11 protein-coding genes are annotated in these 12,397 nt (G+C 73.9%); 5 read left to right on the top strand and 6 right to left on the bottom strand.

Annotated elements, in window-relative coordinates:
- Positions 1-88: 88 nt before the first annotated feature.
- The 4 genes from HLB15_RS19305 to HLB15_RS19290 are packed head-to-tail and all read right to left on the bottom strand — an operon-like array spanning position 89 to position 5,505.
- Complete coding sequence (locus HLB15_RS19305; RefSeq protein WP_171107691.1) at positions 89-1,834, bottom strand: dipeptide ABC transporter ATP-binding protein; 1,746 nt, start codon at positions 1,832-1,834, stop codon at positions 89-91.
- Positions 1,831-2,670 carry an ABC transporter permease gene (locus HLB15_RS19300; RefSeq protein ID WP_171107688.1) on the bottom strand — a complete coding sequence of 280 codons (840 nt, stop codon included), beginning with the start codon at positions 2,668-2,670 and terminating at the stop codon, positions 1,831-1,833. The genes HLB15_RS19305 and HLB15_RS19300 overlap by 4 nt, the downstream gene beginning before the upstream one ends.
- Complete coding sequence (locus HLB15_RS19295; RefSeq protein ID WP_212760110.1) at positions 2,667-3,695, bottom strand: ABC transporter permease; 1,029 nt, start codon at positions 3,693-3,695, stop codon at positions 2,667-2,669. Before HLB15_RS19295 ends, HLB15_RS19300 begins: the two co-directional genes overlap by 4 nt.
- A gap of 1 nt (position 3,696) precedes the next feature.
- Entirely contained in the window at positions 3,697-5,505 is a 1,809-nt protein-coding gene (locus HLB15_RS19290; RefSeq protein WP_171107686.1) for a peptide ABC transporter substrate-binding protein, read from the bottom strand.
- 243 nt (positions 5,506-5,748) lie between these two features.
- On the opposite strand from HLB15_RS19290, the gene HLB15_RS19285 reads away from it, so the two are divergent.
- Positions 5,749-6,972 (top strand): ROK family transcriptional regulator, encoded by a 1,224-nt coding sequence (locus HLB15_RS19285; protein WP_229784957.1) that lies wholly within the window; start codon positions 5,749-5,751, stop codon positions 6,970-6,972.
- A complete protein-coding gene (locus HLB15_RS19280) occupies positions 6,969-8,462 on the top strand; it encodes a M81 family metallopeptidase (RefSeq protein WP_171107684.1) in 1,494 nt (497 codons plus the stop codon). Before HLB15_RS19285 ends, HLB15_RS19280 begins: the two co-directional genes overlap by 4 nt.
- A gap of 69 nt (positions 8,463-8,531) precedes the next feature.
- Here HLB15_RS19280 and ocd read toward each other — a convergent pair whose 3' ends face one another.
- Positions 8,532-9,557: an ornithine cyclodeaminase gene (gene ocd, locus HLB15_RS19275; protein WP_171107682.1), complete on the bottom strand. Its 1,026-nt coding sequence runs from the start codon at positions 9,555-9,557 to the stop codon at positions 8,532-8,534.
- Complete coding sequence (ddaH, locus tag HLB15_RS19270) at positions 9,554-10,444, bottom strand: dimethylargininase (protein ID WP_171107680.1); 891 nt, start codon at positions 10,442-10,444, stop codon at positions 9,554-9,556. Before ddaH ends, ocd begins: the two co-directional genes overlap by 4 nt.
- A gap of 102 nt (positions 10,445-10,546) precedes the next feature.
- Between ddaH and HLB15_RS19265 the strand changes: the two genes are divergently transcribed.
- From HLB15_RS19265 to HLB15_RS19255, 3 genes are all read left to right on the top strand, one after another.
- Complete coding sequence (locus HLB15_RS19265; RefSeq protein ID WP_171107678.1) at positions 10,547-10,984, top strand: Lrp/AsnC family transcriptional regulator; 438 nt, start codon at positions 10,547-10,549, stop codon at positions 10,982-10,984.
- 104 nt (positions 10,985-11,088) lie between these two features.
- Positions 11,089-11,733: a DedA family protein gene (locus tag HLB15_RS19260; RefSeq protein WP_171107676.1), complete on the top strand. Its 645-nt coding sequence runs from the start codon at positions 11,089-11,091 to the stop codon at positions 11,731-11,733.
- Positions 11,734-11,824: 91 nt separating this feature from the next.
- On the top strand, positions 11,825-12,397 hold a 573-nt coding region (locus HLB15_RS19255), incomplete at its 3' end, for an MFS transporter (RefSeq protein ID WP_171107673.1).

The raw sequence follows: 12,397 nt of genomic DNA, 5'->3' as shown, positions 1-12,397 counted from the left end.
ACCTCCCCCGTCGGCCCGACGACCGCCGCCCGGGTCTTCGTGCCCCCGATGTCGACGCCGACGGTCGCCCGGCCGTCCCCCGGCGCGGTCATCCGACCGCACCTGCGGCCAGCCGGTGCCGGGCCTCGCGCCGGGCACGCTGCCGTGCCGGGTCCGGCGCGGGCACCGACGCGAGCAGCTCGGCCGTGTACAGCTCGCGGGGCGCGGCGAACACCTGCGCCGTCGGCCCGCTCTCGACGAGGCGGCCGGACCGGAGCACGGCCACGCGGTCCGTCAGCTCGTGCACCACGCCCAGGTCGTGGCTGATGAACAGGCAGCCGAAGCCCAGCTCCGCGTGCAGGTCGCGCAGCAGGTCGAGCACCTCGGCCTGCACCGACACGTCGAGCGCGCTCGTGGGCTCGTCGGCCACGAGCAGGCGCGGCCGGAGCGCCAGGGCGCGGGCGAGCCCGATCCGCTGTCGCTGCCCGCCGGAGAACTCGTGCGGGTAGCGCTGCTCGGCGCCCGCGGGCAGCCGCACGGCGTCGAGCAGCTCGCGGACCCGGGCGCGGCGCTCGGCCGCCGTCGTCCTGCGGCCGTCACGGCCGTGGACGACCAGCGGCTCCGCGACCGACTCCCCGACGGTCCGGCGCGGGTCGAGCGAGGCGCCCGGGTCCTGGAAGACGACACCGACGTCGGCCAGGAGGCGCCGCCGCGCCCGGCCCCGGGCCCGGGCCACGGACGCGCCGAGCAGCAGCACCTCGCCCTCGGACGGCGCGAGCAGGCCGAGGCACGCGCGCCCCGCCGTCGACTTGCCGGAGCCCGACTCGCCGACGAGGCCCAGCACCTCGCCGGCGTGCACGGTGAGGTCGAGCCGCTCGACGGCGCGCACGCGCCTGCCCTGCACCCGGTAGTCGAGGCTGACGCCACGCAGGTCGAGCACGGTCTCCCGGCCGTCGGCGGGCGGTCCCGGGTCGGGAGCCGCGCCGGCACCGGCTTCCCGGACGACCGCGCTCGCGGGCGGCGCCGCAGGCACCGCGGCCAGCAGCCGCCGCGTGTACGCGTGGTCGGGCGCCCCGAGCACGCGCGCGACCGGCCCGTGCTCGACCACCCGGCCGTCGCGCATGACGGCCACCTCGTCGGCCAGGTCGGCGACCACCCCCATGTTGTGCGTGACCAGCAGCAGCGCCGTCCCGCGCTGGGCCACCAGGTCACGCAGCAGGTCGAGGATGCCCGCCTGCACCGTGACGTCGAGCGCCGTCGTCGGCTCGTCGGCGACGATCAGGTCCGGCTCGCACGCGAGCGCCACGGCGATGACGACCCGCTGCCGCTGCCCGCCCGAGAGCTCGTGCGGGTACTGCCGCGCACGGCGCTCCGGGTCGGGGATGCCGACCGAGCCCAGCAGCTCGACGGCCCGCTCGTGCGCGACGGGCCGCGGGACGCGCTCGTGGTTGAGCACGGCCTCGGCGACCTGGTCGCCCAGCGTCATCGTGGGGTTGAGCGCCGTCATCGGCTCCTGGAACACCATGGAGACCACGCGGCCACGCAGGTCGACGAGCTGCCGCTCGGGCGTCGTGACGACGTCGTGCACCACGGCGCCGTCGGTCAGCTCGACCGTGCCCGTGACGCGCGCCGTCGACGGCAGGAGGCCGAGCGCCGAGAGCGAGGTGACGCTCTTGCCCGACCCGGACTCGCCGACGAGTGCGACCACCCGGCCGCGCCGCACCTCCAGGTCGACGCCGCGGACGGCCTCGACCTCGCCGGACGCGCTCGCGAAGGTGACCCGGAGGTCCTGGACGCGAAGCACCACGTCATCCACCACGTCGTCCACCACGTCGTCCACCGCACCGCCGCTCATGCCGCCCTCCCCCGTACGTCCACGACGTCCCGCAGCCCGTCGCCCACGAAGTTCAGGGCGCACACCACGAGTACGATCGCCAGGCCCGGCGGCAGGATGAGCCACCACGCGCCCTGGTAGATGAAGCTGATGCCGTCGTTGAGCATCGCGCCCCAGTCGGTCGTGGGCGGCTGCACGCCCATGCCGAGGAAGCTGATGTAGGCGACCAGCAGGATGGCGTCGGCCACCTGGAAGGTCGCGTTGACCACCACCGTGCCGACGGTGTTCGGGATGACGTGCGCGAAGACCGTGCGCCGGTGCGTCGCGCCCATCGCCCGCGCCGCCACGACGTAGTCGCGCGTGCGCACCGACAGGGCCTCCGCGCGGATCAGCCGGGCCGGGACGAGCCAGGACACGAGGCCCAGCACGACGATCATCATGCCGACCGTCGGCCGCACGATCGTGGACAGCACGAGCAGGAGGAAGATCGCCGGGATCGCGATGCCGGCGTCGACCACGCGCATCATCACGGCGTCCACCACGCCGCCCACGTACCCGGCCACCGCGCCCCACACCGTGCCGACGACCGTGGCCAGCGCGCCGGCGAGCACGCCGACCAGCAGCGAGACCCGGCCGGCGACCATGAGCCGGCCGAGGTTGTCGTAGCCGAGCGCGTCGGTGCCGAGCGGGTGCCCGTCCGCGCCGGGCGGCAGGTTGGCCGACGCGAGGTCGGTCGTCACCTGGTCGGTCGGGTACACGAGCGGTCCGAGCACGGCGAACAGCACGAGCAGCGCGAGCACGACGGCGCCCGCCACGGCCAGCCGGTTGGCGGCGAACCGCCGCAGCCCGGCCCTCACCGCAGCCCTCCCCGGGTGCGCGGGTCCAGGAGGGCCTGGACCAGGTCGGCGAGCAGCGAGCCGACGACGGTCGCCACCGAGATGACGAGCACGCAGCCGAGCAGCACCGGGAAGTCGCTGCTCTGCGCGGCGCTCCAGAACAGCAGGCCCATGCCCGGGTAGTTGAACAGCTGCTCGACCACGAGCGCGCCGCCGAACATGACCGGCAGGTAGTACCCGAGCATCGCCACCACGGGCGTGAGCGAGTTGCGCAGCACGTGCCGCAGCACCACGCGCCGGTACGCGGTGCCCTTGGCGCGCGCGGTGCGCACGTAGTCCTCGGCGAGGTTGTCGAGCGTCGCCGAGCGCATGTACCGGCTGAACGTCGCCACGATCGGCACCGCGCCGGTGAGCACGGGCAGCACGAGCCCGGCCGGCTGCGCCAGCACCTCGGCGACGCCGCTGCCCTGCGGCGCTGCCGCGGGCAGCAGCCCGGCGGTCTGGCTGAGCAGCAGGATGAGGAGCATGCCCAGGAAGAAGGTCGGGGTGGAGTAGGCGACGATCGCGAGCGCCGAGAGCCAGTAGTCGACGGCGCGGTTGCGACGCACCGCCTGGTAGACGCCGATCGGCACGGCGAGCAGCACGGCCACCACGAGCGAGAGGCCGGTCAGCAGCAGCGTCTTGGGCAGGCGCACGCCGATGGCGTCCGCCACGGACTGGTTGAGCAGGTACGACTCACCGAGGTCGCCCGTGACCGTGCGGCCGAGGAACGCGAGGTACTGGAGCACGACGGGCTGGTCGAGACCGTTGGCGGCCTCGAACGCCGCGATCTGCTCGGGGGTCGCCTGCTGGCCGAGCACGCCGCGCGCGGGACCGCCGGGCAGGGCGTGCAGCAGCGCGAACACGATGACGCTGACGAGGAGGACGACGGCGAGGGACTGGAGCACGCGGCGGAACAGGTAGCGGCCGAAGCCGCCGCGTGCCGTCCGGACGGACGGTGACGCGGCGGCGTCGGCCCCGCCCGCGGCGGGGATGGCCGTGGTCATGTCAGCCGGCCCAGCTCCAGCGCTGCGGGTGGAAGCTGGCGAGGGGGTCCTGCGTGGTGCCCTCCAGCCCCTCCTTGATGACGGACACCTGGTAGACCGGGTTGGGCAGCCACATCACCGGCAGGTTCTCCGCGCCGAACGCCGAGTATTCCTGCATGGCCGACGGGTCGGTGCTCTCGGTGGAGTCGTGCATGAGCTCGTCGAAGGTCTCGTCGGAGTACGAGCCGAAGTTCGACGCCGCCCCCGTGCCGAAGACCCGCTCACCGCTCGGGTAGCCGCCGAAGTACCAGCTGCCCGCCGTGCCGAAGAACGGCAGCTCCCAGTCGCACTCGGGCTGGTCGGCCTCGCACGGCGCGATCGAGGAGAGCACGGTGTTCAGCGGCGCGCTCTCGATGGTGACGCCGACGCCCGCCTGCTCCATGGTCGACTTGATCTCGGCGAACATGTTGTCGGTCTCGGCCGAGCCGCTCTGGGACAGGATCGTGATCGCGAGCCGCTGCCCCTTCTCGACACCCTCGCCGCACTGGCCGTCGCCCGTCCCGGGGTCGGTGCACTCGAGCACGCCGTCGTCACCGGGGGTCCAGCCGTGGTCGGTGAGCAGCGTCGTGGCGGCCTCGGGGTCGAACGGGTAGGGGTTGTCCTTCTGCTCGTCCGAGAGGAAGTCGCTCTCCGGGTTCTGCGGCACGGGCCCGTAGCCGGGCAGCGCGGCGCCCTTCCAGATCACCTCGGAGATCTGCTCCTGGTCGACGAGGTGCTGCAGCGCCTGGCGCACGTAGAGCTGGCGGTAGACCGGGCCCAGCTCGGGGTGGTTGAAGTTGTATGGCAGGTACGTGATCGACCAGCCCGCCCACGGCTCCACGCGGTAGCCGAGGTTCTCGTACTGCTCGGGCGCGTCCAGGCCGGTGGTCGGGATGTACCCGTAGTCGACGGCGCCCGACCGCACGGCGTTCACCTCCGCCTCGCTGGACGTGTACGGCAGCAGGTTCACGGTCTCGATCGAGGCGGCGTCGTCGCCGTCGTACGTCTCGTTGCGCGTGAGCTCGACCTGGCCCGAGTCGGTGAAGCCGGTGAGCGCGTAAGGCCCGTTGATCGTCTGCCACAGCGGGTTGTCCGCGTAGGTCGCGAGGTCCTCGCCCTCGCCGACGAGGTAGTCGAAGATCGCCCGCGCGCCCTCCTCGGTCTCGGCCAGCGCGGGGTCGGCCTCCTCGTCGTCGGCCGTCTTCGCCCACGCGTGGGCGGGCATCGGCACGACGAGCGTCAGCTGCGAGGCCTGGAGCCACTCGGGGTTGTAGACCTTGTCGAAGGTGAGCTCGACGGTCCTGTCGTCGGGCGTCGCGACGTCGGTGACGTTGTCGGGCATGCGGCCGGCGGAGTAGCTGGCCCAGACGTCGGTGCTCGCGCGGACCACGTCGAACCAGAACTTCACGTCGGCCGAGGTGACGGGCTCGCCGTCGCTCCAGGTGCGGTCGTCGAGCGTGATGGTCACGGTGCGGCCGTCGTCGGAGAAGGTGATCTCGTCGGCGAGGTCGGCGTCGGCGACGCGCCCCACCTCGCCCTCGGAGCCGTCGTAGGCGACCAGCGGCTCCCACAGCGTGCGGATGATCGCGGAGTTGTGGGTCGCGAGCTTGCCCGCGATGCCGAGCGGCACGATCCAGTTCGGCGTCGCGTTGGCGGGCAGCGCGTAGCTGACGTCGGTGCGGGCGGCTGACTCGTCCGCGCCGGAGGAGGTCGAGCATCCGGCGAGGAGGGCGACGGCGGCGGCCGCGCCCACGGCCAGCCGTGCGGCCCGTCCGGCCTGCGTGGTGCGCATCTGGGTCTCCTTGGGTCCGCGGCCGACGACGCCGGAGCGGGAGCGCCGGGCACTTGGTTCGCCAGCCGAATAATGGAGCACCGTAGACGGAGGAAGTTTCCCTGATCCATGCCGAAGCAGTAACAACACTGTTAATTCGCCCGCGAAATAAGGCCGCTCTGCCCGATCCGGCCCGGGCCGTGGTGCACACTCGACCCTGAACTTGTTCCGTCTCGTGAACAAACCTGCCCCAGGAGGAGGCCCGTGGCCCAGCCCGCGCGTCCCCGGGTGTCGGCGGCACGGCTCGAGCGCGAGATCCTCGTGCTGGTGTCGAGCGGCCGTGCCCGGTCCCGCAAGGAGATCGCCGACTCGCTCGGCCTCGCACCGTCCACCGTCTCGCAGCGCGTCCAGGCGCTGCTCGCCTCCGGGGCGCTCGAGGAGACGGGGCAGGGCGAGTCGAGCGGCGGCCGGCGCCCACGCGCGCTGCGTGTTCCCGGCAGCACCGGCTACCTCGGGGCCGTGGACCTCGGCGGCGCCCACGCCCGGATCGGCATCCTGCGCCACGGCGGCGAGCTCGCCGCGACCACCGAGATCCCGCTGGCCATCGCGGACGGCCCCGCCCCCGTGCTCGCCCGGGTCACGGAGGCGCTGCGCGAGCTGGCGGCGTCCGTCGAGCCGCCCGCGGGAGCCGGGTCGAAGGCGTCGGCACCCGGCCGCCTGCTCGGCGTCGGCATCTGCCTGCCCGGCCCGGTCGACGTCGCACGCCGCGCGCTCGACAGCCCGTCGCGCATGCCCGGCTGGTCCGGGTTCGACGTCGGCTCGTGGCTCGAGGACGCGCTCGGCGTGCCCGCCGTCGTCGAGAACGACGCCAACGCCATGGCCGTGGGCGAGCACTTCGGCCACGCGCGCCGCACGCGACACTCCGTCTCGGTCAAGGCGGGCACCGCGATCGGCGCGGGCATCCTCGTCGACGACCGCCTGTACCGCGGGGCGGGCGGCGCGGCGGGCGACATCACGCACACGCGCATCCCCGCGGCGGGCGACACCCCGTGCTCGTGCGGCAACCGCGGCTGCCTGGAGACCGTCGCCTCCGGCGCCGCGCTCGTGCGCCTGCTGCGCGAGCAGGGCCACGACGTCGCGGCGACGGCCGACGTGCTGGCCCTCGTCCGCGACGCCGAGCCCGTCGCGACCACGCTGGCCCGCACCGCCGGGCGCCACCTCGGCGCGGCGCTGTGCACGGTCGTCAACTTCTTCAACCCCGGCGCCGTCTACCTCGGCGGCGCGCTGTCCACGCTGGAGCCGTTCGTCTCGGCCATCCGCAGCCAGATCTACGAGGGCGCCCACCCGCTCATGACGCGTGACCTGGTCATCGCGCCGTCCGGGCTGGGCGCCGACGCCAACCTCGTCGGCGTCGGGCGGCTGCTCGAGGACACCCTCGTGCCGCACGCGTTCGCCGCCCCCGCCCCCGTCCAGGAAGGACCCCGATGACCACCTCCCGCCCGCGCGTCGCGATCGCCGGCATGTCGATCGAGTCCAGCACCTTCTCCCCGCACCGCTCCGGCTGGGAGGCGTTCACGCTGCGGCGCGGCGCCGAGCTCGTGGCGCACTACCCGTTCCTCGCCGACGGCGCTCCCCTGCGGGACGCCGCGGACTGGACCGGGGTGCTGCACGCCCGCTCGCTGCCCGGCGGCGCCGTGCCCGCCGACGTGTACGAGGCGGTGCGCGACGAGATCGTCGCCACGCTGCGGCAGCACCAGGCCGAGCACGGCCCGTACGACGGCCTGCTGCTCGACGTCCACGGCGCGATGACCGTCGTGGGCCGGGACAACGCCGAGGCCGACCTCGCGGCGGCGGTGCGGGACGCGGTCGGCCCCGGCACGCTGATCAGCACGACGATGGACCTGCACGGCAACGTGCCGCGCGAGCTCGCCGTGCTGAGCGACCTCATCACGTGCTACCGCATGGCACCGCACGAGGACGCGTGGGAGACCCGCGAGCGCGCGGCCGCCAACCTCCTGGAGCGGCTGCGCGGCGCCGGGGCGCCGAGGAAGGCGTGGCTGCAGGTCCCGGTGCTCCTCCCGGGCGAGAAGACGAGCACACGCATCGACCCGGCGGCCTCGATCTACGCCGACGTCGCGCGCGTCGCCGACCTGCCGGGCGTCGTCGACGCGGCGCTGTGGGTCGGGTACGCCTGGGCGGACGAGCCGAGCTGCCGCGCCGCCGTCGTCGTCACGGGTGACGACGAGGAGCTGATCGTCCGCGAGGCCGAGCGGCTCGGCCGCCGGTACTGGGACGCGCGCGACGACTTCGTGTTCGTGGCACCCGCTGCCCCGTACGACGAGTGCGTGGCGACGGCGCTCGCGAGCGCCGCGCAGCCGTACTTCCTGTCCGACTCGGGCGACAACCCGACAGCGGGCGGCGCGGGCGACGTCACGTGGACGCTCGCACGGCTCCTGCGGGAGCCGGCCTTCGCGGAGGGCGGCGGCAGCACCGCGATCTACGCGTCGCTCCCGGACGCCGACGCGGCGCGTGCGGTCGCGAAGGCCTTCGCCGAGCGCGGGCCGGGCGCGCCGATCGACGTCGAGGCGGGCGCCCGGGTGGACGACGGGCCGCACGGCCCGGTCCGGCTGCGCGGCGTCGTGGAGCACGCGAGCGAGGGCGACCCGGACGCGGGAATCACCACGGTCGTGCGGGTGGGCGGGCTGCGCGTGATCCTCACGGAACGCCGCAAGCCGTACCACCGGGAGGCGGACTTCACGGCGCTCGGCCTCGACCCGCGCGGCACCGACGTCGTGGTGGTCAAGATCGGCTATCTCGAGCCCGAGCTCTACGCCATGGCCGCCGACTGGATGCTCATGCTCACCCCGGGCGGCGTCGACCAGGACCTGCTCCGGCTGGGCCACCACCGCCTCGCGGCGCCGGTGCACCCCTTCCACGCGTTCGACGCCGAGCCGGAGCTCCGCGCCGAGCTCCTCTGACCGCCGGGTGCCGGAGCTCGGCCCTCCCGCCACAGGCGAGAGGACCGAGGTCCGGCACTCGGCGACGTGTCAGTCGGCGACCAGCGAGAAGAGGTCCTTCGGGTCCGTCGGCTCCGCGATGAGGTCGAGGTGGCCGAGCAGCTCCGGGGCGTTCTCCGTGACGTCCTGCAGCACGAACCGCAGCGTCGTCCAGTCCTCCAGGGCGAACCCGACCGAGTCCCAGACCACCAGCTCGTCCGCGCTGCGCCGGCCCGGGGCGGCGCCCGTGACGACCTGCCACAGCTCCGTCACCGGGAAGTCCGGTGCCTGGCGCTGGATCTCGCCCTCGATGCGGGTCTGCTCGGGCAGCTCGACGAACACGCTCGCGCGCGCCACGATCGCCGGGTCCAGCTCCGTCTTGCCCGGGCAGTCGCCGCCGATCGCGTTGACGAGCACGCCGCCCGTCACGTCGCCGTCGTGCAGCACCGTGGCGTTCTGCTTGTCGGCGGTGCACGTCGTGATGACGTCGGCGCCACGCACGGCGTCGGCCGCGTCGTCGGCGAGGACGACGTCGAAGCCGAGCGCCTTGGCGTGCCGCGCCAGCTTCTCCATGGCGTCGCGGTCGACGTCGAACACGCGCAGCGTCTCGATGCCGAGCTCGGCCCGCATGCCGAGCGCCTGGAACTCCGCCTGCGACCCGCACCCGACGAGCGCGAGGGTCCGCGCGTTCTCCGGCGCCAGGTACCGGGCGGCCAGGGCGGACGTCGCGGCGGTGCGCAGCGCGGTGAGCAGCGTCATCTCGGCGAGGAAGGTCGGGTAGCCGTTGTGCACCGACGCCAGCATCCCGACGGCCGTGACCGTCTGGTACCCCCGCGACGGGTTGAGCGGGTGCCCGTTGACCAGCTTGAAGCCGTACGTCTCGGCGTCGGAGGTCGGCATGAGCTCGATGACGCCCTCGGCCGAGTGCGACGCGATGCGCGGCCGCTTGTCGAGCTCGGGCCAGCGCGCGAAGTCGCGCTCCAGGGCGTCGGTGAGGGCGGCGATGGCGGCCTCGGGCCCCCGGCGGGCGACCCAGCGGCCGGTGGCGGCGACGTCGAGGTACGGGACGGTGGTCATCGGGTCTCCTCCGTGGTGCTCGCCGGGCGCAGCTCGAGGGTGCAGCACTTCACCGAGCCGCCGCCCTTGAAGATCTCGGACAGGTCGATGCCGACCGGTACGAAGCCGCGCTCCTTGAGCGCGTCGGCGTAGTCGCGGGCGCGGTCGCTGAGGAACACGTTCAGGCCGTCGGACACGACGTTGAGTCCGAGGACAGCGGCGTCGTCGGCGCCGACGAGGATCGCGTCCGGGTAGCGCTCCTCGAGCGTCGCGCGGGCGGCCGGGGTGAACGCGTCGGGGTGGTAGGCGATCACGGTCTCGCCGGAGACGGCGCCGTCGTCGAGCACCGACAGGGCCGTGTCCAGGTGGTAGTAGCGCGGGTCGACCAGCTCGAGCGGGACGAGCTCGATGCCCTGCTCCGCGAGCCCGAGGCGCGCGGCGACCTCGGCGTGCGCGGCGGGGGTGGTGCGGAAGCCGGTGCCGGCCAGCAGCGTGCTGCCCACGAGCAGGAGGTCGCCCTCGCCCTCCATGATCTCGGCCGTCTGGCCGAGCCGGCGGTAGGTGGGCTCGCCGTGCTCGGCGAACCACCGGTCGTACGCGACGCCCTCGGCGGCGCGCTGCGGGTACGTGAACGTGGCCGCGAGCGCCTTGCCGCCGACGACGATGCCGCCGTTGGCCGCGTAGACCATGTCGGGCAGGCCCGGCACGGGGTCGATCACGTCGACGCGGTGGCCGCGGGCCTCGTAGGCCGCACGGAGCGCCTCCCACTGGGCCAGGGCCTTCGCGGGGTCGACGGGCGACGACGGGTCCATCCAGGGGTTGATGGCGTAGACGACGTCGAAGTAGGTGGGCGGACACATGAGGTAGTGCCGCGGCGTCGCGGTGCGCTGAGTCGTGGTCTGCGTCATGGCGCGAGGCTACGAGTCGGCCGGTTCAGCCAGAACAGCGATCCGTTGCGTGTCCGGCCCTCGATTCTTGCGATATCGAGCGCAGGGATGAACGATTCGTTCATGGATGCCGTGAACCGGGCGATCGTCTCGGAGCTGCTCAAGGACGGTCGCGCCACCTACCACGAGGTCGGCAAGGCGGTCGGCCTCTCGGCGCCCGCGGTGAAGCGGCGCGTCGACCTCATGATGGCGCGCGGGGAGATCGCGGGCTTCACCGTGCGTGTCGACCCGCACGCGATGGGCTGGACGCTGGAGGGCTACGTCGAGATCTTCTGCTCGGGGATCGTCTCGCCGAAGGTGCTCGAGCGGGACTTCGCGCCGATCCCCGAGGTCGTGCGGGTCTCCACGGTGACGGGCGACGCGGACGCCATCGTGCACGTCATGGCCACGAGCATGGAGGAGATCGAGCGGACCGTCGAGCGCATCCGCACGGTCACCCACGTCGTCAAGACACGCACGGCCCTCGTGATGTCCCGCGTGGTGGACCGGCCCGGGGCGTGACGACGGTCCTACCTCGGCGGGCGCGATACGGCTTAGGCTGACCTAACCAGCTGGACACCAGCTCGATACCCGCTCGACCGTACGGCACACCGGAGGCGCCCGCGATGATCAGGATGACGGTGTCGGACGACGTCGCCGGCTGGCTCGACGTCCTCGGCCCGATCGCGTTCTACCTGGTGGTGTGGGGTCTGGTCTTCGTCGGGACGGCGTTCTTCGTCGGCGTGTTCATCCCGTTCCTCACCGGCGACGGCCTGCTGTTCGGGGCCGGGATCGTGGCGGGCAGCACCGACCGGATCGACATCTGGGTGCTCGCGATCGGCGTCGGCGTCGCGGCCGTCGCCGGCGACCAGGTCGCGTTCCTGCTCGGCCGCCGCTACGGGCGGCCGTACCTCGCCGCGCGCACGGGCCGCTGGGTGCAGGCCACCGTCGCGCGCACCGAGCGGTTCTACGAGCTGTTCGGCTGGTGGTCGGTCGTGATCGGGCGGTACATGCCGTGGGCGCGCGTGTTCGTGCCGGTGATCGCCGGGGTCGGCGGGATGTCGTACACGCGGTTCCTCACCGCGAACGTGTTCGGCGCGCTGAGCTGGGGCGTGCTCATCACCGTCATCGGGTACTTCGCGGCGTCCGACCCGGCTGTGCGACCGGTCGCGTACGTCGTCGCGGGCGTGGTCATCGCGGCGTCGGTCGTCGCGGGCGTCCGGGCCTGGCGGCACGACCGCGCCGGCCGGGCCGACCGCGCGGCCGCCTGACCCGACGGACCCGCCCGGAGCCCGGTCGGTCGATCAACAGCGCCCGCCGCGCGATCAAGCCGCGCGCCCGTTCGGCGCGGACGCTGGTGCCATGCCCATCCAGGACGTCTCCACCACCCCGTCGACAGGCACCGACCAGGCCCCCGCCCACCCGGCCCGCACCGCCGACGCCCGCGCCTGGGGCTCGGTCGTCACGCTCTCGTTCGGCATCGCCATGCTCGTCGCGAGCGAGTTCCTGCCCGCGAGCGTGCTGCCGGCGCTCGCCGCCGACGTCGGCGTCACCGAGGGCACCGCGGGCCTCGCGGTCGCCGCGACGGCCGTCGCGGGGGCGTTCACGGCGCCGAGCATCGCCGTGCTCCTGCCGCGCGCGGACCGGCGCAGGGTGCTGCTGGGCCTGCTCGCCGCCGCGACGGTGTCGAACCTCGCGGTCGCGGTGGCGCCGTCGTTCGCCGTGGTCCTCGTCGGGCGCTTGCTCCTCGGCGTCGCGATCGCCGGGTTCTGGTCGCTCGCGTTCGGCGCGGGCGTGCACGCGGCGCCCGGGCGGCAGCGGCTCGTCGCGTCGTCGCTGGCGTTCGGCACGAGCATCGCGACCGTCGCGGGCGTCCCGCTCGGCTCGGTGGTCGGCGACGCCGTCGGCTGGCGCGCGGCGTTCGGCGGCGCGGCC

The sequence above is a fragment of the Promicromonospora citrea genome (assembly GCF_013004695.1).
Taxonomy (GTDB): Bacteria; Actinomycetota; Actinomycetes; order Actinomycetales; family Cellulomonadaceae; genus Promicromonospora; species Promicromonospora citrea.
The sequence above is the reverse complement of the archived record's forward strand: the minus strand, read 5'-3'. Positions and strand labels throughout refer to the sequence as shown.